The sequence below is a fragment of the Nocardioides sp. NBC_00850 genome, assembly GCF_045207335.1.
Lineage (GTDB): Bacteria > Actinomycetota > Actinomycetes > Propionibacteriales > Nocardioidaceae > Nocardioides.
The window spans coordinates 1226656-1247621 of record NZ_CP108845.1 but is presented as its reverse complement, the minus strand read 5'-3'; the positions used below and the strand labels follow the sequence as shown (position 1 = coordinate 1247621).

18 protein-coding genes are annotated in these 20966 nt (G+C 69.8%); 11 read left to right on the top strand and 7 right to left on the bottom strand.

Translation table 11 applies throughout. The annotated features are described in order from the left end of the window. Window positions 1–29: 29 nt before the first annotated feature. Genes OH802_RS06125 through OH802_RS06105 form a run of 5 tightly spaced genes read right to left on the bottom strand, consistent with a single transcriptional unit; the run spans window position 30 to window position 6297 of the window. A complete protein-coding gene (locus tag OH802_RS06125) occupies window positions 30–3599 on the bottom strand; it encodes a CDP-glycerol glycerophosphotransferase family protein (RefSeq protein ID WP_406026093.1) in 3570 nt (1189 codons plus the stop codon). A 59-nt stretch (window positions 3600–3658) separates the two neighbouring features. Then, complete coding sequence (locus tag OH802_RS06120) at window positions 3659–4084, bottom strand: hypothetical protein (RefSeq protein ID WP_406026091.1); 426 nt, start codon at window positions 4082–4084, stop codon at window positions 3659–3661. Next, window positions 4084–4830: an SDR family NAD(P)-dependent oxidoreductase gene (locus tag OH802_RS06115; RefSeq protein WP_406026089.1), complete on the bottom strand. Its 747-nt coding sequence runs from the start codon at window positions 4828–4830 to the stop codon at window positions 4084–4086. The genes OH802_RS06120 and OH802_RS06115 overlap by 1 nt, the downstream gene beginning before the upstream one ends. Next, window positions 4823–6049 carry an AMP-binding protein gene (locus tag OH802_RS06110; RefSeq protein WP_406026086.1) on the bottom strand — a complete coding sequence of 409 codons (1227 nt, stop codon included), beginning with the start codon at window positions 6047–6049 and terminating at the stop codon, window positions 4823–4825. Before OH802_RS06110 ends, OH802_RS06115 begins: the two co-directional genes overlap by 8 nt. Continuing rightward, on the bottom strand, window positions 6046–6297 hold the full coding sequence (locus tag OH802_RS06105) for a phosphopantetheine-binding protein (RefSeq protein WP_406026084.1): 252 nt from the start codon (window positions 6295–6297) through the stop codon (window positions 6046–6048). Before OH802_RS06105 ends, OH802_RS06110 begins: the two co-directional genes overlap by 4 nt. A 52-nt stretch (window positions 6298–6349) precedes the next feature. Here OH802_RS06105 and OH802_RS06100 point away from each other — a divergent pair, with 52 nt between their 5' ends. Continuing rightward, a complete protein-coding gene (locus OH802_RS06100) occupies window positions 6350–6889 on the top strand; it encodes a GNAT family N-acetyltransferase (protein WP_406026082.1) in 540 nt (179 codons plus the stop codon). Further along, entirely contained in the window at window positions 6886–7941 is a 1056-nt protein-coding gene (gene pseI / locus OH802_RS06095) for a pseudaminic acid synthase (RefSeq protein ID WP_406026080.1), read from the top strand. The genes OH802_RS06100 and pseI overlap by 4 nt, the downstream gene beginning before the upstream one ends. On the opposite strand, the gene OH802_RS06090 is transcribed toward pseI, so the two are convergent. Continuing rightward, a complete protein-coding gene (locus tag OH802_RS06090) occupies window positions 7938–8993 on the bottom strand; it encodes a PseG/SpsG family protein (RefSeq protein ID WP_406026078.1) in 1056 nt (351 codons plus the stop codon). The genes pseI and OH802_RS06090 overlap by 4 nt on opposite strands. A gap of 111 nt (window positions 8994–9104) precedes the next feature. Here OH802_RS06090 and pseB point away from each other — a divergent pair, with 111 nt between their 5' ends. The 4 genes from pseB to OH802_RS06070 all read left to right on the top strand — a co-directional run bounded on the left by pseB (window position 9105) and on the right by OH802_RS06070 (window position 13204). After that, window positions 9105–10139, top strand: coding sequence for a UDP-N-acetylglucosamine 4,6-dehydratase (inverting) (gene pseB, locus OH802_RS06085; protein WP_406026076.1), 1035 nt, complete (start codon window positions 9105–9107; stop codon window positions 10137–10139). 2 nt (window positions 10140–10141) lie between these two features. Continuing rightward, a complete protein-coding gene (locus OH802_RS06080) occupies window positions 10142–11263 on the top strand; it encodes a DegT/DnrJ/EryC1/StrS family aminotransferase (RefSeq protein ID WP_406026074.1) in 1122 nt (373 codons plus the stop codon). A gap of 26 nt (window positions 11264–11289) precedes the next feature. Beyond that, a complete protein-coding gene (locus OH802_RS06075) occupies window positions 11290–11982 on the top strand; it encodes a cytidylyltransferase domain-containing protein (RefSeq protein WP_406026072.1) in 693 nt (230 codons plus the stop codon). Between the two features lie 76 nt (window positions 11983–12058). Further along, window positions 12059–13204, top strand: coding sequence for a hypothetical protein (locus tag OH802_RS06070; RefSeq protein WP_406026070.1), 1146 nt, complete (start codon window positions 12059–12061; stop codon window positions 13202–13204). Window positions 13205–13228: 24 nt separating this feature from the next. Here OH802_RS06070 and OH802_RS06065 read toward each other — a convergent pair whose 3' ends face one another. After that, window positions 13229–15427 (bottom strand): hypothetical protein, encoded by a 2199-nt coding sequence (locus tag OH802_RS06065; protein WP_406026068.1) that lies wholly within the window; start codon window positions 15425–15427, stop codon window positions 13229–13231. A 172-nt stretch (window positions 15428–15599) separates the two neighbouring features. Between OH802_RS06065 and OH802_RS06060 the strand changes: the two genes are divergently transcribed. From OH802_RS06060 to OH802_RS06040, 5 genes are read left to right on the top strand one after another with little or no spacing between them, the layout of a single operon-like run. Continuing rightward, entirely contained in the window at window positions 15600–16598 is a 999-nt protein-coding gene (locus OH802_RS06060) for a glycosyltransferase (protein WP_406026066.1), read from the top strand. After that, on the top strand, window positions 16595–17599 hold the full coding sequence (locus OH802_RS06055; protein WP_406026064.1) for an NAD-dependent epimerase/dehydratase family protein: 1005 nt from the start codon (window positions 16595–16597) through the stop codon (window positions 17597–17599). The genes OH802_RS06060 and OH802_RS06055 overlap by 4 nt, the downstream gene beginning before the upstream one ends. Further along, window positions 17596–18354 (top strand): class I SAM-dependent methyltransferase, encoded by a 759-nt coding sequence (locus OH802_RS06050; protein WP_406026062.1) that lies wholly within the window; start codon window positions 17596–17598, stop codon window positions 18352–18354. The genes OH802_RS06055 and OH802_RS06050 overlap by 4 nt, the downstream gene beginning before the upstream one ends. 60 nt (window positions 18355–18414) lie before the next feature. Then, window positions 18415–19254 (top strand): hypothetical protein, encoded by an 840-nt coding sequence (locus OH802_RS06045; RefSeq protein ID WP_406026060.1) that lies wholly within the window; start codon window positions 18415–18417, stop codon window positions 19252–19254. After that, complete coding sequence (locus OH802_RS06040; RefSeq protein ID WP_406026057.1) at window positions 19251–20963, top strand: hypothetical protein; 1713 nt, start codon at window positions 19251–19253, stop codon at window positions 20961–20963. The genes OH802_RS06045 and OH802_RS06040 overlap by 4 nt, the downstream gene beginning before the upstream one ends. The last annotated feature ends 3 nt before the right edge of the window (window positions 20964–20966 follow it).

Below are 20966 nucleotides of genomic sequence, written 5' to 3'. Positions count from 1 at the left end.
GGGACGCGCCATCGCTGCTTTTGTGACCGTCAGGGCTTGTCGAAGCTGGGCTTGTCGAAGAAGGCCTCGACGACCCGCTCGGTCGCCTTGCCGTCCTGGGTGTACTGGTACTTGGCGTTGAACGCGGCGATCTGGTTGCGGTGCTCGGCCTCGAGCCGCTCCAGGTCGGACAGGGCCGCGACGACCTCCTCGGCGGTGTCGAGCATCGGGCCGGGGGCGGTGTCGGCGTAGTCGTAGAGGAAGCCGCGGATGCCGCCGGTGTAGTCGGACAGGTCGGGCACCAGGAACACCATCGGCCGCCCGGTGAGGGCGAAGTCGAAGCGCAGGCTGGAGTAGTCGAGCACCGCCGCGTCGGAGGCCAGGATCAGGTCGTTGATCTCCGGGTAGTCGGTGACGTCGATGATCCGGGCGGTGCGCTCGCTGCGTTCGCTCCCCTTGGAGTTGAACCGGTGACCGCGCAGCAGGATGACGTACTCGTCACCGAGGGCCTCGCTGGCCGCGACCACGTCGAGGTGCTCGACCATCTTCGCCGAGCGGTAGTTGAGCGCCAGGTGGTCGCGCCAGGTCGGGGCGTAGAGGACCACCTTCTGGTGGGAGCCGATGCCGAGCAGGTTGCGCGTACGCTCGCGGTCCTCCGCCGCCGACGGGAGGACCAGCGCGTCGTCGCGCGGGTAGCCCTCGCTGTGGATCGGGCCGTCGTAGGCGTACTCCTCGCGGTAGTAGCGGTCCATCTCCGGCGTCGGGGTCAGGATCAGATCCCACCCGGCGGTCGTACGGTCGAGCTCGGCCTCGCAGCGCAGCGGCGAGAACATCTTCGCGCGCCACATCCGCAGGCCCATCGACTTGGCGGGGTAGCCGTGGAAGGTCTGCAGGAACCGCTGCCCCTCCCGCTTGCGCCACCAGCGGTCGAAGTCGATGTTCTGGACGAGGTACTTCGCGGTGCCGATGACCCGGTACCACTCCGGGCTCTGCAGCACGACCGGGATGCCGCCCTCGGGGACCCGGGAGGCGTGGTCGGCGACGCCCCAGTAGAGGGTGAGGTCGGGCCGCGTGCGACGCAGGTGCTCGTGGATCGCGAGCTGGGAGTCGGTGGCGGTCGAGCCGGCGTAGGTCGAGAGATAGACCGCGGACTCGTCGAGCGGCTCCTCGGCCGCAAGCACGCGCTCGCGGGCGAGGTTGTGGGCGTAGCTGCCGGCGTGGTCGACGGGGATCGGCGGCTGCAGGGTGACTCCCGGGCCGTTGCCGTTGACCGGACGCAGCCGGACCTCGTCACTGGTCTGGAACTCGGCCTGGTGCTCGAGGAACGCGGTGGTGTGGCGTACGTTGCCGCTGCGCTTGGCTCCGCAGGTGAGCTGGAACTGGTAGACGCCGCTGGGCAGGACGGAATCGCCCAGGCCCCACTCGTCCCAGCGCAGCGTGAAGACGACCTCGAACTCGGCGGCAGCGGTGTCGATCTTGACGGTCTCGCTGTGGCGGGATCCGGAGAGGGTGAGTCGGGCGTGCTTCGGGATCGAGCTGAGCCACTCGCCCCGCACCGTGATCTGCCCGTCGCCGAGCTCGACGCGGTCGATCGCGACGGTGTCGGCCACCTCGATGATCTGGGCGTAGCCCCGGCCGTCTCGCGAAGCCAGCACGCTGCCTCCGCGTTCGCCGGTCCACGGCGAACCGATCGGGTCGGTCCAGACGATCCGGCCAGAGGTCCCGTCCTGGAGAGTGTCCAGCCGCCAGGCGGCCGGTGCCCCGGGCTCGACGGCACCGTGGGCGGGGAGGCTGAGGGTGACCTTGCCGTCCTTGACGGGCGCCTCGATGCGTACGCCGCCACCGATCGCCCGCACGGCCTGCGGCAGCTCGCCGGCGAGGGTCAGGGAGACGGTGCGGCCGTCGACCTCCGCCTTCTCCAGGGAGGTCGCCGTCGTCGGGACAGCGCGGAAGCTGAGCTGGTCGAGGTAGCGGTCACAGGCCACCGACAGGCCGGTGGAGGTGTGGACCCGCGGCCGGTAGCGCGTCGCCAGGTTGCCCGCCGGGCCGCGGGTGTCGATCTGGACCTCGCTGGTGGTGCGGACGACGCCGTCGACGCCGATGGTGACCTCGAGGTGCCAGCGCCCGGCGGTGAGCCGGGTGAGGTCGATCTCGGTGCGGCACCCGCCGGCGCGGTAGTCCTGGTACTTGTGGCCGATGGTCATGTTGGCCTGCGCGTCGCGCCGCGGCGTCACGGTGAGGTCGATCGGGTCGGGCAGCGCCGTGTCAGGATCGCTCGCGACGCCGTCCTCGTCGTCGACGCTGACGAAGTCAGGCACCAGGCGCGCGGTGAAGAACGGGGTCGTCTCGGCGAGGTCGACGAGCTCGATCCGTGCCACCAGGTCGACCACGACCCGGTCGGAGTCGAGCGGACGTACGTCCCGCACGAGCACCCGCGCCGGCGTCTCGTGCTCGTTGAGCGTGGTCACGGCCTCGGGCAGGTCCGCGTCGGGGAAGATCCCGCGCACCTGGCCACCGACGACCCGGGTGCGCAGGTTGCCGCGCTCGAACCAGCGCGACGCGACGAACGCGGTCAGCTCCTCGCGCTGACCGGCGATGAGGTAGGTCAGCCGGGCCCGCACCTCGACCGGGAGCTTGAGCCACACCTCCGGAGAGACGTCGCGCTCGATCTCGACGACGAGGTCGCGCAGGGCGGTCCACTGCTCGGCGCTCATCCGCTCGACGTCACCGAGGATGGTGTTGGCGCGACCGGCGAGCCCGCCGAGCGCCCAGTGGTCGCGCAGGTCGGAGGCCAGCTCGCCGATCGCGACCCAGGTCGAGCGGGTCTGCGCGATCCACTCCTCCATCCCGAGGGTCTGGTCGTGGAGTTGCTCGACCGGGGTGCCGTCGGCGCGGTCCATGTCGACGCACACCGGCGCCGTGACCACGTCGAAGCGGTTGGCCTTCAGGTAGCCGTCGAAGCCGACCGCGTCGGAACCGCCGCGGCCGCCGAAGCTGAAGCCGTGCCGACGCCAGAACGAGGTGCGGAAGAGCCGGTTGCTCACCCCGACATCGCTCAGCGCCACCGGGAACTCGTCGAGGGTGAGGCCGGAACGGTTCTCGGCGTGCACGAGGTCGTAGGTCGGCACCACCGGCGGGGACAGCCGCTGGCGGCTCTCGATGCGACCGACCGCGAGATCGGACCCGCTCTCCTCCAGGGAGGTCACCAGCGTACGCATCGCGTTCTGGGTGAGGAGGTCGGCGGCGAGCAGGAAGCAGACGTAGGATCCGCGCGCCGCGCGACCACCACGGTCGCGGGCCTCGGCCTGGGTCGCGGAGCTGTCCAGCAGCCGCAGGCGGTAGTCGTCGGGGAGGTCGGCGAGGATCTGGTCGCTCACCACGCTGGCCTCGCCATAGGGCGCGATCAGGATCTCGAGGGTGGTGTGGGTCTGCTCGCGCACGGAGAGCAGCGACTCGGCCAGATACTGCTTGTCCTGGTCGGTCACCGTCACCACGACCGAGACGAGCGGGCCGCGCTCGTGGCCGAGAACGCGATGCCCGGCGTCACGAGCCAGTCGACGGACACCCTGAGGCATCCTTCGTTCGGCGCGACGCAAGACGTCGACGATTCCCTGACCCATGCACATTCCCTCTCGGTCCGAGGGCGTCTCGGATGACGCGCCCGCGAATCTGATCGAACTCAGAGGTTACAGGCGAACGAACGGTCTCCCGCACTCCGGCCGATACCCCTCGGGGAACCTTCGCGGTGGAGTGTGCCGATCGACACCACGATGTCGCCCGGCAGACGTACGGTGCTCAGGGAAACCGCCGCGCCAGGTCCGTCGCCCCCAGCAGAGTCGTCGGCCATCAGGCCCACGATGTCGGCGACGCCGCGTCCGGTGAGCTTCACGACGCATTCCGCCCGGGTCCATCGTTCCCAGAACCCGTCGGTGCCGAACCGCCTGGCGAGGGCCGCCGGGACCGTACGCTCCACCTCGGCGTCGACCGCCACCGGGACATCGTAGGAGCCCGCCCAGGCGACCACCCGGCCGTCGTGGAGGTGGCTGCGGGCGCGGTAGCCGGCGAGCTCGGCATCGCTGCCGACGCGGAGCCGGCCAGGGGACATCAGATCGAGCCGCCGCCGTCGATGACGATCGACTGACCGTTGATGTTGGTCTGCTCGAGCAGCAGCATCCGCACGGTCGGCACGACGTCCTCGGGCGTGGTCATCGCACCTGAGGGCGTACGCCGCGCGATCGACTCGAGCTGGTTCGCACCCAGCACCGCGGACATCTCCGAGGCGAAGAACCCGGGAGCGACAGAGTTGACCAGCACCCGGCCACCGAGCTCCCGGGCCAGCGAGCGGGTCGCCGCGTCGAGACCTCCCTTGGTGGCCGAGTAGGCCACCAGGCCTTGGTAGCCGCGCTGGCCACAGATCGAGGTCACGTTGACGACCCGGCCCTTCAGACCCTTGCCGATCAGGCGCCGCAGCACGAACCGGGTCAGCACCAGGGGCGCGGTCAGGTTGGTCTCGATGATCTGCGCGATCCGGTCCGACGAGGTGTGCACGTGCAGCGAGTCCTGGCCGATCGCGGCGTTGTTGACCAGGCCGTCGATGACGCCGAGGCTCGCCTCGACCTCCTTGACGAACGCCTGGGCCGCCTTCTCGTCGGTCACGTCGACCGAGCCGAAGTGGGTGTCCTCGGGGTACTTCGAGGCCAGCGACTCGAGCTCGGGGGTCACCGTGCGCGCGAAGGCGGCGACCTTCACGCCACGCTCGAGCAGGTCGGTGACGATGGCGAGACCGAGGCCGCGCGAGGCGCCGGAGACCAGCACGACAGAAGCGGGCGGGAAGGGTTGAAAGTCAGACATCGCTCTTCAGTGTCTCCTTGGCCGGGATCTCGGCAAGCATCTTGATGCGCCGCGGCACGGCGTACTCGGGCAGGCGTTCGGCAGCCCAACGGGTCAGGTCGTCGGCGGTCACGCCCGAGTCCTGGTCTGCGACCACGTCGGCGACGACCATGGTGCCGACCAGCGGCGCCTTCCGGCCGCGCACGGCCGCCCAGGCGACCGCCGGGTGGGACTGCAGCAGGTCGCGTACGGCACCGGCCGACACCTTCGAGCCGCCGACGTTGAGCTCGTCGCGGTCCAGGCGACCGGTGACCAGGACCCGGCCGTCCTCGATGTGGGCGGCATCGCCGGTGCGTACCGCCCCGGCCAGCTCCGCGCCCGAGGCGTCGGTGCCGTGGTGCGGCGAGGTGATCACCAGCTCGCCGTCGACCACCGACAGCCGCGGGCGACCGGGGAGGTCGCGGTCCAGCCACTCGATCGGGAATCCCGCGCGACCGTCGTGGACGACGATCGAGGCGCCGACCTCGGAGGAGGCGTAGATCCAGGAGACGCGTGCGTCCGGGAAGGCCTCGCCGAGCTGCGTCAGCACGGCCTGGTCGACCGGTTCACCGCCGAGCGTGACCTGCTCGAGCGGCAGCTTCTGCAGCTCGGCGCCGTGGCGCATCAACGTACGCCGCCAGAACGTCGGGGTCCCGGACACGGCGGTCACGCCGTGCTCCAGGGCGGGCGCCACCCAGTCGTCCAGGTCGGCCGGGTCGACGAGGACCAGGTCCTGACCGGGCACGCCCAGCCCGAGGGTGATCACCTGCCACCACGCGTAGGTGCCGGGCGAGTAGGGGCACAGCCAGGTGTGTGGCGCCACCCCGGTCACGGTCGAGAGCGACGCCAGGGTGTGGCCGACCCGCTTGGGCCGGCCTGTCGACCCGGAGGTGAGCAACCAGACCCGGCCGTCCTCGGCCGCACGGGGGTTGGTGGTCTCCTGCACGCCGCCGGACGGCTCGACGAGGTCGAACCCGGCTCCGCGCAGCTCGGTCGCAAGGGCCCCGTCGAGCCGTCCGGCGGCGACGACGAGCAGCTCGCCGCCGTCCTTCAGGCCGGCGACCGCCGGCAGCGCATCGACGCTGTGCTCCACCACGTGGGCCGTCGGCGCCGGCCGCGAGGCGACATGCTGCTGGACGAGCTCACCCCAGGTCGCTCGCCTCCCCGTCCGGGCGTCGACGACGAGGTTGTCGGCGATCACTGCCCCTGGATCTCCACGAGCAGGTCGAGCACGTCTCCGATCGTCTCGATCGAGCGAAGTCCCGCCGCCTCGAAGTTGAGCTCGTCGCCGATCTCGTCCTCGACCCGGAGCGCGAGCTCGGAGAAGTCGAGGGAACGGAAGCCGATGTCAGTCAGCTTCGCGGTGTCGTCAGCAGGCAGGGTCTTCCCCTGCACGGCCAGCACCTCGCCCATGAGCTTGCGGACCGCCGGTCGGTCAAGAGTCTCCATGGCCTCGGACCATATAACGTGACGGCGCATCCCCTGATGTCTGAGGAGACCGATGTTACGACGGGCGACCGACGCCGACCTGCCGAGCATGCTGGCGTGGCGCAACCAAGAGGCAAACCGCTCGGTGAGCATCAACCAGCATGTGATCACCGCCGAGGAGCACGCCGCCTGGTGGTCCCGGGTCAGCCAGGACCCGACCCGCCGGGTGCTCATGTTCGAGTACGCCGGCCGCCCGCTCGGCGTGGTGAGCTTCTTCGACCATGATCCCGTCGCCAGGTCGGCCTCCTGGGGGTTCTATCTCGACCACGACGGCACCACCGCCGACGGCACCGCTCTGCTGGCGTGGACCAAGGTGATGCGCGAGGCCGTGGCGTACGCCTTCGCCCCCGAGCCCGACGGACTCGACATCGACCTCCTCGAGGGCGAGGTGCTCCCCCACAACGAATCCGTACGCGCCATGAACCGCCGGCTCGGATTCACCGAGGGCGAGCCCTACGAGCAGACCACTGACGACGGCGTGGTGACCGCCATCCCGGTCAGCCTGCACCGCGACGACCGACCGACCCGACGTTCCGCCAAGGAGCAGAGATGACCCACCACGAGATCACCGTCGGGGACCGCACGATCGGTCCCGGCCACGAGCCGTTCGTGATCGCGGAGATGTCCGGCAACCACGCTGGTGACCTGGAGCGGGCGCTCGACATCGTGCGCGCCGCGGGCGAGGCCGGTGCGCACGCTCTCAAGATCCAGACCTACACCGCCGACACCATCACCCTCGACGTCGACACCCCCGCCTTCCGGCTCTCCGCGGACCACCCGCTGTGGCCCAACCGCCGCCTCCACGAGCTCTACGAGGAGGCGCACACGCCGTGGGAGTGGCACGAGCCGATCTTCTCCCTGGCCAGCGAGCTCGGGATGGTGCCGTTCAGCGCCGCGTTCGACCCGACCGCGGTCGACTTCCTGGTCGGGCTCGGGGTCCCGATGCTGAAGTCGGCTTCCTCCGAGATCACCGACCTACCGCTGGTCCGCGCGATCGCCGAGACCGGCTTGCCGACGATCATCTCCACCGGCACCGCGACGCTCGCCGAGATCGACGCGGCGGTGCGTACGGCACGAGCGACCGGCAACGACGACCTCGTCGTGCTGGCCTGCACCGCGTCCTACCCGGCTCCCCCGGAGGCCTCCAACCTCCGCGGGATCCCGGTGCTGCGCGACGGCCTCGACGTCGCCGTGGGTCTCTCCGACCACACGCTCGGCATCGGCGCCTCGGTCGCGGCCGTCGCCCTCGGCGCCTGCGTGATCGAGAAACACATCACGCTCTCGCGTGAGGACGGCGCCGTCGACTCCGACTTCTCCCTGGAGCCGCACGAGTTCGCCTCGCTGGTCAGCGAGACGAGGATCGCCTGGCAGGCGCTCGGCGAGGCCCGGATCGGCCCGAAGTCGGCCGAGCGCGAGGGCCTGCGGTTCCGTCGTTCGCTCTTCGTCACCCGCGACGTACGTGCCGGGGAGAAGGTCGGGCCGGACAACGTACGCTCCGTCCGCCCCGCCGACGGGCTGCCGCCGGGCGACGTCGACATCGTCTTCGGCCGTACCTTCACCAAGGACGCCCCGGCCGGCACACCGCTCAGCTGGGACCTGGTTTAGACCTGATCGCGGTCGAGGGCGAGGAGCGCGTCGGCGACGCGCGCCGGCCCTCGGCCGTCGACCATGGCCCAGCAGGCGGCGCGCAGCCTCTCCCGCAGACGTACGTCACCCAGGAGCTCACGCATTCTGGCCACAGCGTCCGCGGAGTCGCCGTCGAGCTCGGCCAGGGTGGCGATCCCGACGGCCAGCCGGTCCCGGTCCATCCGGACGTACGCGTCCTGCTGGTTGTCGGCGACGCAGACGAACCCGACCGCGGCGCCGAGGCAGAAGAGCTCCCAGGCCGAGGTGCCGGCGGCGCTGAGCACCACGTCCGCGTCGGCGACGAGCTCGGCCAGGGTGTCGGTCGGCCCGATCACGTGGATGGCCTGGCCCGGCGCCGGCTCGATGCCGGCGATCTCCTCGGCCAGCTCCGGGGTGGCGGCGATGGCGGTCAGCTCCACGGCGATCCCCGCCCGCGCGACCAGGCGCGCGACCCGTGGCGAGACCCCGAAGGCGTCGGTTCCGCCGAAGAACGCCAGCACTCGCAGGGGCGTGTGCTCGTCGGCCGCGGCCTTGGGCGCGCTCGGGCGCTGCCGGACGATCTCACGTCGCTGCTGGGCGTAGTCGAGACCACCGAGATGCCTGGATCCCTCGGGGAGTGCCCAGGTTGAGGCCTCCGCGCCGAGGTTCTGGTCCAGGTAGAGGTCGGCGTCCCGTTCGCGCGGGTCGCCGTCGGTGAGCGCCAGCAGCGGCCAGCGCTCCCTCAGGTCGGCGTAGACCGGGGCCGGGAGGAGATAGGAGTCCACGACCACCGACGTCGGCTCGAGACGGGTGAGGACGTCGCGGACGTCGCCCGGTCCCGGCGACGCGATCTCGATCCCCCGGCGCCGCACCTGCTCCGCTGCCCACTGCACCCGCTCCAGGTCCGCGACCATCACGACACGTACGCCTCGGGCGGCGAGCTCCTCCCCGAGGGCCAGGCAGCGCATGACGTGCCCGATCCCGACATCGGGACCGGCATCGCACACCATCGCCACGCAAAGACCTTCGGCCTCGACCGATCCCACGGACATGTATGCGCAACCTCTCGGATTCGTCCGTTTCGGCGGACGGCACGGCATGTGTCACCTTTTGAGCGCCGTGTCGTTGGCGCACCAGTGAGGCCCAGAGTAGAGAGCATCCCTGTGACCGTGCCCAATTCGGACGTTCGTGAGTCCGCCGCCCCGATCGATCATCCTCTTGATGGCGCCAGCATCCTGGTCACCGGTGGGACGGGGTCGTTCGGCAAGGCGTTCATCCGCCACGTACTGGACAACCTCAACCCGAGGCGCGTGATCGTCTTCTCGCGCGACGAGCTGAAGCAGTACGAGTGCCGCCAGCTGTTCGGCAACGACCCACGGCTCCGCTGGTTCATCGGCGACATCCGCGATCGCGACCGGCTCCACCGGGCCCTCCACGGCGTCGACTACGTCGTCCACGCCGCCGCGCTCAAGCAGGTCGACACCGGGGAGTACAACCCCTTCGAGTTCATCAAGACCAACGTCCTGGGTTCGCAGAACGTCGTCGAGGCCTCCATCGACGCCGGCGTCAAGAAGGTCGTCGCCCTCTCGACGGACAAGGCCTCCTCGCCGATCAACCTCTACGGCGCGACCAAGCTGACGGCCGACAAGATCTTCATCCTCGGCAACAACTACGCCTCCTCCTACGAGACCCGGTTCTCCGTGGTGCGCTACGGCAACGTGACCGGCTCGCGCGGTTCGATCATCCCGAAGTGGAAGGCGATGGCCGAGCGCGGCGAGGCGCTCGGTATCACCGACATGCGCTGCACCCGGTTCCTGATCACGCTGCCGCAGGCGGTGCAGATGGTGCTCGACACCTTCGAGATCATGCAGGGCGGCGAGCTGCTCGTCCCGCACATCCCCTCCCACAAGGTCGTCGATCTGGCGGAGGCGGTCGCACCGGGGGCGAAGTTCGTCGACATCGGGCTCCGCCCCGGCGAGAAGCTCCACGAAGAGATGATCAGCCCGGAGGAGGGCCGCCGCGCGGTGAGCATCCGCGACGGGAAGTACTACGTGATCGAGCCCGAGAACCCGCAGTGGGGCTACAAGCCGATCATGGACGCCGTGCCGGTCCCCGACGGCTTCCACTGCGCCTCGGACAAGAACGACATCTGGTACGACGCCGAGGACCTCCGCAAGGTTCTGGAGTCGGGGATCTGAGCATGCTGCCCTACGGCCGCCAGTCGGTCTCCGAGCAGGACATCGAGGCAGTCACGGCGATCCTGCGAGGCGACTGGCTCACCACCGGGCCGACCGTCGCCGCGTTCGAGCAGGCGCTCTCCGACCTGGTCGGCGGGCACCGGGCGGTCTCGTGCACCTCCGGCACCGCTGCCCTCCACATCGCCTACGCCGCCGCCGGTGTGGGTGCCGGCGACGAGGTCATCACCACGCCGATGACGTTCGTCGCGACCGCGTCTGGAGCATCGCTGCTCGGCGCGAAGGTCGTCTTCGCCGACGTCGAGGAGGACACCGCGCTCCTCGACCCGGCCGCCGTCGACGCCCTCGTCACCGACCGCACCAAGGTGATCGCCGCCGTCGACTACGCGGGCCATCCGGCCGACTACGCCGCGCTGCAGTCCATCGCCGACCGGGTCGGCGCGCTCACCCTCGGGGACGCCGCCCATTCGATCGGTGGTTTCTCCGGCGGGCGCCCGGTCGGAGACCTCGCCGACCTGACCACGCTCTCGTTCTTCCCGACCAAGAACCTCACCACCGCCGAGGGCGGCGCTGTCGTCGCCAAGGACGCCGCCATCGCGCAGCGGGCCCACGAGTTCCACTTCGTGGGGCTGATGCGTGACGCCGACCGGTTCCGGATCAAGGACGAGGGGCCGTGGCACCAGGAGGTCCATGAGTTCGGGCTCAACTACCGGCTCACCGACCTGCAGTGCGCCTTCGGGCTCTCCCAGCTCGCCCGGCTGGCCGGGTTCAAGCAGCGGCGCGCGGAGATCACCGCCCGCTACAACGCCGCGCTCGCCGGCGTCGACGGGCTGCGGCTGCCGGTCCAGCGCGAGGGCGTCGACCCGGCGTGGCACCTCTATCCGGTGCGCATCCTCGAGGACCGTCGGCGCGAGGTGTTCGAGAAGATGCGGGCGGCCGGCATCGGCGTACAGGTCAACTACATCCCGGTCTACTGGCACCCGGTCTACGCGGACCTGGGCTACCAGCGCGGGATGTGCCCGAACGCAGAGGCGTTCTACGCCGAGGAGCTCTCCCTGCCGCTGTACCCCGACCTGACCGACGACCAGGTCGACCAGGTCGTCGAGACGCTGATCGGAACCCTGTGAAGACCGCGGTCATCACCCAGGCGCGCATGACCAGCACCCGCCTCCCCGGCAAGGTGCTTCGGGAGGCGGCGGGCATAACCATGCTCGAGCACCACCTCTCCCGACTCACCGCTGCCGGGCTCCCGGTGATCGTGGCGACGACCACCAACGTCGACGACGATCCGGTCGCCGTCCTGGCCGACAAGCTCGGCGCCGGGGTGGTCCGTGGCAGCGAGCCCGACGTACTGTCGCGCTTCGCGCTGGCGGTGCGGGAGTTCGAGCCCGACGTCGTCGTCCGGGTGACCAGCGACTGCCCCCTGATCGACGGGGAGGTCGTACGCCGCGGCATCGACGCCTGGGCAGCCGCCGGTGATCCGGCGCTCTATGCCAGCAACGCCCTGGAGCGCACCTACCCGCGAGGGCTCGACTTCGAGGTCTTCTCCGCGGCGGCGCTGCTGGAGGCCGACCGGCTCGCCACCGAGGCGCCCCACCGCGAGCACGTCACCCCGTGGCTCTACACCGACGAGACCCGACCCAAGCTCAATCTGCCGTGGGAGCGGGACGCATCGGCGTACCGGATCACGCTCGACACCCCGGAGGACATGCGGCTCCTGCAGATCCTCATCGAGGACCACGACGCCCACCGTCTCGACACCAGTGGCCTCGTGTCACTCCTGGAGACCCACCCCGAGCTGGTCGAGATCAACGCTCAGATCGAGCAGAAGAAGCTCGGCCAATAAGCCCCGGCGGGTAAGATCCGTGCCACGCGGGACGTCGCGCCGCACCCCATCCCAGCAGCGACACTTGGAGCGTTGCATGCAGAAGACTCTGATCGTCCATTCCGGCACTTTCAAGACCGGGAGCACGGCGATCCAGACCTTCCTTGCCCGCGCAAGCCGCGAGGGAAACCTCCCTCCCGAGGTCGCCTACCCGACGATCGGCCGAGGCACGCACAGCGTCCAGCACCAGAACCTCTACTCCCAGCTCCTCGGCGAGGTGCTCTTCACGCCCGCCCTCGGCACCTGGGAGCAGCTCGTCGAGTCGATCGCCTCGGGCAGCGCCGAGACCACGGTGATCTCGTGCGAGTCGTTCTCGTTGCTCAAGCCCGAGCACATCAGCGCGATCGGCGACTACGCGCGCCAGGCAGGCGCGAAGGTCCGCTGGGTCCATTACGTTCGCGATCAAGCCACGTTCTACAACGCCTTCTACGTCGAGCGGCTGATGGTGATGCGGCCCGAGCACGCCGAGCTTGTCGATCTCCCCTTCGAGGAGTTCCGCGAGTGGTCACCGCTCGACATGAGCTTCCTGCGCTACGGAGAGTTCGCAGACACGATCACCACTGCCATCCCCGACGTCGACCTGCGGCTTCGCCCCTTCATCCGCAAGGAGCTGCGCCACGGGAACGCCGTCGCGGACTTCCTCAGCACGTGCGAGCTCCCGATCCAGGGCGAGGGGGCGGCATCGAGCAACGTCGGATCCGGCTGGCGGACCGTCGAGACCGCGCGACACCTGGCTCCGATCGTGGCCGCCGCACCGATGCGTGGTCGGCTCCGAGGCGTCGACTCCTGGAAGGCCACTCGGCTGAAGTGGATCCAGATCCTCCGCGGCGAGCTCGTCACCAAGGCCACCCAGCTCGGCTGGAACGACTCCAGCGCGGTCTACATGACCTCCGAGTTCCGCCAGGAGCTGCTCGACGACTATCGCGACGACAACCTCCTCATCGGCAAGCTCGGCGGCTTCTCGTTCACCGACATGATCGAGCAGAGCAGCTTCCCCGAATACAACATCGGCGACTACGCCACGATCCCCGGCGACGAGGTGATGGCGGTCGTGAAGCTGGTCATGCAGGGCCTGCACACGATTCCGGAGGAGATCCAGCAAGAGGTCGAGGACGCCCGCGCCCGTCGAAGGGAAGCGGAGGCCTCACAGCGGGGCCGGCTCCGTCGTCTCCTGCGCCGTTGACCGGAGCGTGATCGGTCGGCGGGGTCAGCGCAGGTCGAACACGGAGTACATCCCCTGCTTGAAGCGCGGCTGGCCGAGCTCGCGGCGCAGGCCGCGGAGGTCGGCGCGATAGCGACGGTCGACGACGAGCCAGTCGACTCCGTGCTCGTCGCGCAGCGTGGCGATCGTCGCCGGAGACGGGCGCGTGATCGCCGCATCGTTGGCCTCGAGCAGCTCTGGATCCCAGAAGGGCAGGTAGGCCGAGTTGTTGAGATCCGTGGACGGCAGCCCGACCACGAGCGGGTCGATGTAGGCCCATCCTTCGACCAGGACCCGGCGCTCGGCGTACGCCGCGATCCAGAAGTTCCGCCGATCGCAGTCGGGCACGGGCAGCCCGATGCAATGGGCGTTGGTCGCGATCCGATCATCGGTCTGTGAGTGCTCGCGGACGAACCGTGCGGCGGCGACCCCACCTGGGCCGATGATGTCTGTGTCAGGAGCCCGGGGAAGCGCGGGGCCGACCGTCGCCAGAGCGATGGTCTGCGGCGCCCCGGCGAGCACGACCCCCAGCATCAGCGCCACGACAGCCGGAAGCGCCGCGATCGTCGAGCGCTTGGCGTACACGAGCACGACGGCGAGTGCGACAGCGAGCACCAGCAGCCCGATGACGAGCTGGGTCAGCAACGTCGGCGTGAACGCCGAGCCGTCTTCCGGCATGTCGTCGCCCACCAACAACCTCACGGCCACGAGGGCGAGGCAGCCGAGAGCGGCGCAGCCGGCGATCCGGAGGCCGTCGCGCCACGACAGGTCGACGGGGATGAGGTCCGACAGCGAGACAGCCATGACGACGGCGATGAACCCGCTGGCGCCCAGGAGGAAGTACGCCTGGCTCAGGGCCGGATGGCTCAGGACCATCATCGCGCCGGCACCGGCAGCCCCGGTGCCCGCCAAGAACAGCAGCTCGGGTCGTCGCCAGCCGCCACGCACCAAGCCGATGATCACCGGCACGGCGACGAGGACGAACCCAACCGTGAAGGTGACCCAGATCGACAACGGCGCGGAACCGGGAAGGGTCTCCCCCTCCGGCAGCATCAGGATCCCGAGCCGTTGGACCGTGCTCCCGTTGAGGTCGATCCCAGTCGCCCGGGTGCCACCGCCGTAGAACAGCTGCTGCGCGACCAGAAAGACCGCGACAGCCGAACCGAGCAGGGCGCCGAGGATGCCGGCCATCCGCTTGCGGCGCAGCACGGCCGCGACCACGAGCGCGAGGAACAGGCCGGCGATGATCGTCGGCAGGGCGGAAGACTTCGCACCGGCCACGGCGACCATGACGACCACTGTCAGCAACCACGGTCGCCACTGCCACCGCTCCCGCCGGATCATCTCGACGACCAGCACCATCAGGACCATCTGGAGCGGCATCACGAAAGCGTGCGTCGGGCTGTAGAACGCACGGGTGACGGAGTCGAAGGCCAGCTGCGCAGGGCTGACCAGGCTCGTCCAGCCGAAGAAGTCCGGAGTGGCACCCATGGCGAAGACGAGAGCGGCGACGAACCCTGGCCACTTCCGTCCGGTGAGACGTGTGGTCGCCGCGTACGCCCCGCCGACCGCGAGCAGGACGAGCAGCGCGATCGACAGGCTGCGCATCAGCACGATGAGCTCGATGTGAGTGACCGTCGCTGCCGACGCCAGGTGGGCGTAGACCAGCCAGTGGTAGAAGAGCGGGGTGCCGTCCACCCAGGGCATCTGGGCGGGAAAGTGGTGCAGCAGATCGCCGGCGATCGCGAGGTGGAAGGGCTCGTCGACGTACGGCGCCCGCAAGGCGTCGATCGGTCGGTATGACCACATCTGGTTCGTGACCAGAAGAATCTGTACGAGCGCCACCGCCGCACCTGCCCACGACCACAGGCTCGCTCGACCGATCACCACCGGACCGACCCGTCGTCGGCGCCAGATGACGACCAGCGCGACGGCGAGCACAGCGACCGGATAGCCGTAGATCAGCTCGGTGAGATCGAACAGCCGCAGCAGCACGTAGAGCGGGGCCTCGAGGACGAGCCCGAGGATGGTGCCGAGGATCAGGTCGTTGCCGAGACTCGGTCCCGGCTTGGCGACCGCTCGCCACACCACGGTGCCCGGAAAGGTGAGGAACGCCAGGACGTACCCGGTGAAGAGCAGCGCGTCGCCGAGGCCGACTCCGGCGACGCGCATCGCGAGAACGAGCGTCGTGACGACAACCAGCACACCCGGTAGAGGTCCGGACCACGACCTTCCCGAACCCATGCGGTCCGAGGAAGGCTTCGCGTCGGGTGCGACGCCCACGGTTGCCGGGTCTGCAGTCACCCGGGAGATCATGCCAACAAAACGCCTACACGGAGTACTCCGAAGCCCCTCCGAATGCGCTATTTTCCTAGCAATGTCCCCCACCCACACCGTCTCCGTCGTCATCCCGGTCTACCGCGGTGCCGAGACGCTTCCGGACGTGGTGAGCGAGGTCGTCGACCTCGCCGAACCGTTCGCCACCCCGAACGGGCACCAGGGACGTGTCACCGAGATCCTTCTGGTCCACGACCACGGCCCGGACACCTCTGATGTCGCCATGCGACAACTCGCCGAGAAGTACGACATCGTTCGCCCGATCTGGCTGAGCCGCAACTTCGGCCAGCACGCCGCGACCCTTGCCGGCCTGGCCTCGTCGGGGTCGGACTGGATCGTCACGATGGACGAGGACGGCCAGCACGACCCGGCGTACATCCTGCCGATGCTCGACACCGCACTCAGGGAGCGGGCCGCCCTCGTCTACGCCCGCCCCACCAACGCGGCGCCGCACGGTCCGCTGCGCAACCTGACGTCGCGCGGTTCGAAGGTCGTCATCGACCGCCTCATGCCCGGTGGCAGCGCCCGGCAGTTCAACAGCTTCCGCCTGATCCTGGGTGAGTACGGCCGGAGCGTGTCCGCCTACGCCGCCAACGGCGTCTACCTCGACGTCGCGCTGAGCTGGGTGATCTCGGATGTGGCGACGTGCCCGGTGGAGCTGCGTGAGGAGGGGGAGCGGCCCTCCGGCTACAACTACCGCTCCTTGATGTCGCACTTCTGGCGCATGGTGCTCACCGGCGGCACCCGCCTGCTGCGTGCGGTCAGCATCTGCGGAGCCCTGCTCGCCGCTTCCGGCATAGTCCTCGCGGTCGTGCTGGTCGTCGCCCGTCTCGCCGGCGGGGTCCCGGTCCAGGGCTGGACCTCGTTGATGGCGGCCGTGCTGGTCTGCTCCGGCTCCATCATGCTCACCCTCGGAGTGATCGCCGAATACCTCGGCGTCTCCGTCAACATGGCCATGGGCAAGCCGCTCTACGTCATCGTCAGCGACCCCGCGAACGGCCCGCTTCGCGAGGCACCCCCGCCGGGTCATCCCGAGTGACCGGCGCGCAGCGCCCATCCCGACCGCCCACCTTCGTCGTCGGTAGTGGCGGTCTGCTCGGCCGCCATGTGAGCAGCGCGTTCGAGCGCTCCGGGGCCTCAGTGCGGAGAGTGAGCGTGCCCTGGCACGACCCGGTCGCCGCCCGCTCCGTCCTGAGGTCCGAGCTCACCTCCTTCGTCGACTCGTCGCCGGACGGCCGCGTCAACATCGCCTGGTGCGCCGGCGCGGGCGTGGTCTCCACCCCGGCAGACGAGCTCGAGACCGAGGTGTCGCTCTTCCGCGACGTACTCGATGAGCTGCGTGCAGCACTGCGGCCCACCACCCGGCTCGCGTTCTTCTTCGCATCCTCCGTCGGTGGCGTCTACGCCGGTTCGGCCGATCCCCCGTTCACCGAGCGCTCCGAGCCTCGTCCGCTGGTGGCGTACGGCAGGGCCAAGCTGGCCATGGAGGAAGCGGTCACCGCATTCTGCTCCGAGACCGGATCCGTGGCGCTCATCGGCCGCATCACCAATCTCTACGGGCCCGGCCAGAAGCTCTCCAAGCCCCAGGGCCTCGTCTCTCAGCTGTGTCTGGCCCAGCTGCGCGGCACGCCGCTGCCGGTCTGGGTCTCCTTCGACACCATCCGGGACTATCTCTACGTCGGCGACTGCGCCGAGATGGTCGTCGACGCCCTCGACGGGCTCCACGAGCACGTCCGCGGTGCCGGATCGAACGCCGTCGTCAAGATCCTGGCCACCGGCACCGGGGCGACCCTCTCGGCCGTCATCGGAGAGACCAACCGCGTCTTCAGGCGGCGGACCAGGCTGCGCATCCCGGGAGCCGGCACGCCCGGCCAGGCACGCGACCTGCGGGTCCGCAGCGTCGTCTGGCCGGAGCTCGACAAACGGACACAAACGCCTTTCTCCGTTGGCGTGCGTCGCATCGCCGATGAGATCGCACTGGCCTACGCTGCTGGTACCTCCGCACTTCCGACGCACGTGAGCGAGATCTCCATCCGATGACCGAAACGGGCATGCTGCTGGGCACCACGACGGGCGGCTCTCCCTCGATCGCCCAGAGCGACTACTGGTGGTACCGAGCGCGCACCCGGATCCTCGAGACCGTCATGAAGCCGTACGTCGGGACGCCACGCCGCCTCCTCGACGTCGGCAGCGCCGACGGCCCCAGCGTCACCTGGCTCGAGGGCACCGCCGAGCATCACGTCTCGCTGGACGTCGACCCGCGTGGCCTCGCCGACGGCGGCGTGTGCGGCTCCGCGATCAGGCTTCCGTTCGCCGACGGCTCCTTCGACGTTGTCGCGGCCTTCGACGTCATCGAGCACTGCGAGCCCGAGGCCGCTGCCCTCGCCGAGATCGAGCGCGTCCTCGCCCCCGGCGGCCGCTTCCTCATGTCGGTTCCGGCGTACAACTGGGCCTGGACCCGCCACGACGACCACAACCACCACTACCGGCGCTACACCCTTCGGCGGGCGGTGGAGTCGATCAGGGCAGCCGGGCTCTCGCCCGTGCGAGCGACGTACGGCTTCACGGGGACGTTTCCGATGTTCGCCGCTCAGCGCCTGGTCACCCGGGTCAAGGAGCGCGGTCCGGCGCGTGCGCAGCAGCTTCCCGACGGCGGCGTCGCACCGCTCCCCGAGGTCTCGCCTGCGATCGAGAAGATACTGCTCGGCGCCACCCGCATCGACGAGCGGCTGCTGACCCGACTCGATCTGCCGTTCGGGTCCTCGGTGCTGGTCGCCGCGGTCAAGACCAGCTAAAAATGCTTACACTTCAATGGCGGGACGGTCGCCGTTCACCAGACCGTGGAGACTAAAGACTTGGACACGAGCAATCACTGGTACGGACACGCCCACATCCTCTCGGAGTATTGCGGACTCCCGTTCGAGCAGCCGCGCCCGATCTGGGGCGTGCTCCAGCACGGCTGGAACCTTCTTCACGGTTTCGGCCCGGGCCACGAGCCGCCGTACGGCTTCCCCAAGTTCGTCTGGTCCCACGCGAACCTGCGCCGCGGCCAGGCGGTCGGCTGGCGCGACTATGCCGTGATCGGCGCTCCGTGGAACTACCTGCTCGAGCTCAAGAAGGACGTCGAGCCCGTACCCCCGGCTGATGAGCGCGAGGGAACGATCTTCTACCCGTTCCACACCTGGGACCACGGCGAGGTCAGTGGCGATCACGACCGGCTGATCGCGGAGATCCGGGACACCGAGGAGGGTCCGGTGACCGTCTGCCTCTACTGGATCGAGTACGACATGCCGGAGGTCCGTCGCCGCTATGAGGACGCCGGCTTCCGGGTCATCTGCCACGGCAAGCGAGGCACCTTGCGCCAGGGCACCGACATCCGCTTCCTCCACAAGCAGTACGCGGAGCAGATCCGCCACCGTCGGGTCGCCTCGAACCGGCTGACCACGGCGATCTTCTACGGCGCCTCGGTCGGCTCCGAGGTCGCGGTCTACGGCGACCCGATGACCTTCGCCGACGTCAGGGACGCCAGCGTGAGGGACGGGAACGAGCAGGCCAAACGGTTGTTCCCCGAGTTCCACGGGGTGGAGACCGACGCAGAGGAAGTACGCGCCACGACCGTGCGCGAGCTCGGGCTGGATGCCATGGCGTCGCCTGCTGAGCTGCGCGCGCTCTTCGGATGGGAGATCACCGCATGAACGACACCGACACGCCTTCGAAGGTCGCCGCCTACAGCGTCGTCCCGGGCGACATGTACGACTGGTCCGACATGGCCGACGGCCGGGCGCTCCCTGGCGGCCAGGTCCTGACCCGATTCGCCGTTGCGGCGGCAACCGGTGCCTCCCACCTGATCGTCGTCGGTCCGCACGACCTCGACCTGCTCGATGCGGTCGTCGACCGCGCCGCGACGACGACCATCGTCCTCCGCACCCACTCCGACGCCGAGCTCGTCTCCGAGCGGTACGCCCACAGGGCTGTCGACGTCGTCTGCGGCGATCTGCGTGCCTGGACCCCCGATCGGCCGGCCGACGCCGTGCTCGCGCTGGACGGGTTCGGACGGGTCGCATCGATCGACGCGGACCCGGCGGACTGGCACGCGATCGCCGAGCACCTCGCCGGCCTCGCGAGCGGCGACACTCGGCTCGCGCTGGTCGTTCCCAACCCGGGATCCCCGCTCGCACAGCTCAGGGCCGTCAACCCGGAAGCATCCAACGAGAACGCTGACTGGTCGTTCCCCGTCCATGATCGTGCGAACCCGCGAAGCCTCGCGGAGGCGAGCGCACGGTTCGGCGGTCGCGGCTACACGCTGTGGCCCGACGTCGGCTCTCCGACCCTGGCCGCAGCTCCCGAAGCCTGCTCGGTGGCGCTCGCGGTCGCTCACGGTCGCCCCACCGACACCCCCACGCTGCGCGAGGTCCAGCCTGCGCTGGGCCAGGCGCTGGACACGTTGGGAGCCGCGGGAGCCGCCGGCGGTTGGCTGGTCACCCGAGGCCTCGAGGCGACCGGAGCGAGGTCGAGCGGCGAGCTTGCTCGTCCGCTCGCGCCGAGCGAGGGAGCAACCGCGCGAAGCGCGGACCCGATCTCGTCGGTCGTCGGTGTCGATCGGACCGGTGACGAGACGTCCTGGACCGCTGCCGAGCGGTCCTGGCTGATCGAAGCCATGCACGACTCGGCACGCCGCGACGCCTCGGGCCTTCGCCACCACGTACGCCGGCTGCGCGACGCGATCGCTGACGCTCCTGAACGGTGGTGCGGTCTCCAGGTCGACGAGATCGGCCTCGACGCCGGCCTGGTCGTCCCTGTCCACGAGTCGACAGTGAAGCTCGGCGAGTCCGCGGACGAGATCCTCCTCGGGCTGCTGGACGAGCTCGCCGCGTACCTCTGCGCGGCGGGGTGGCGCCACCCCTGGCCCGCCGGTCGGGGCAGGGACGAGCTCACCGTCCTGCTCGCGGCGACCATCGACGTCGCGGTCACTCCCGCGGACGTATTCCAGGTACGCCGACGGCGCGAGTCCGCGCTCTCCTCGACCGGCATGACACCCGTGGTCGCAGGACGGCAGGCGCCGCAGGAGGCCGATCCGAGCGAGCTCCGGAAGCTGATGGACGAGAACGAGGCGCTGCGCGGCCAGGTGACCTGGTTCAAGCAGCAGATGCGTCAGCGTCAGACGATGACCCACGAGGTACGCACGGCGGCCCGACGCGACGTTGCGGCACTGAACGATCGCATCAAGGAGCTGGAGGACCAGCTGAGCGCTCGGCAGGCCCCGACCGTCAACCGAGTCGCCAAACGGGCGTCATCCGTCCCCGGGCGGGCGCGTTCCGGCTTCGGACGCGTACCCGGGGCCCGGCGCGCGGCCCGCCTGCTCAGAAGGGTTCTCCGCGCGCTCCGACGCGTGGCCAGGCGCTAGCGA